Source organism: Marinobacter sp. VGCF2001 (assembly GCF_049943275.1).
GTDB lineage: Bacteria > Pseudomonadota > Gammaproteobacteria > Pseudomonadales > Oleiphilaceae > Marinobacter.
Window position 1 is genome coordinate 1 of record NZ_JBNFVX010000044.1, and the last position, 403, is coordinate 403.

Consider the following 403-nt stretch of genomic DNA (forward strand, 5'->3'; position numbering starts at 1 on the left):
TGTATAACGCTGAGGTAACCGGCGCCGGAGCGCTAGCGAAGGGAACCAAAAGCGGTACGCTTTTGGCGTCCGGTTGACCGGCTGGTTAGTGGCCGGTCACCACCAGGGTTTCCCTTGGCACCCAACGCTGAATGCCCTCTCCCGACCAGCTTGCACCAACCCAACGGATGGCGAAAGGAACCAGAGCGCAAACCGCACCAACCCGATTACCATTTGAACTGGACGACCCCGCGACTGGGGCACGCCATGAATAACTATGCTGCGGGTGACTTTGGCAACCAACCCCGACAGCCACTTTTCCGGCCTTGGCCATCATCAACACAAGCGGCTTTGCTGCCATACCCGATGCCAAGGCCTTTGCACGGAGCCCGCCAAAAATGGCGACGGCCTGGGCCAATAACGC

At 59.8% G+C, this 403-nt stretch carries 1 protein-coding gene; it reads right to left on the reverse strand.

The genetic code is table 11. The annotated features are described in order from the left end of the window. Window positions 1-85 precede the first annotated feature (85 nt). The coding region (locus tag ACP2AU_RS16750; RefSeq protein ID WP_426377351.1) for a hypothetical protein at window positions 86-403 on the reverse strand (318 nt) is incomplete at its 5' end.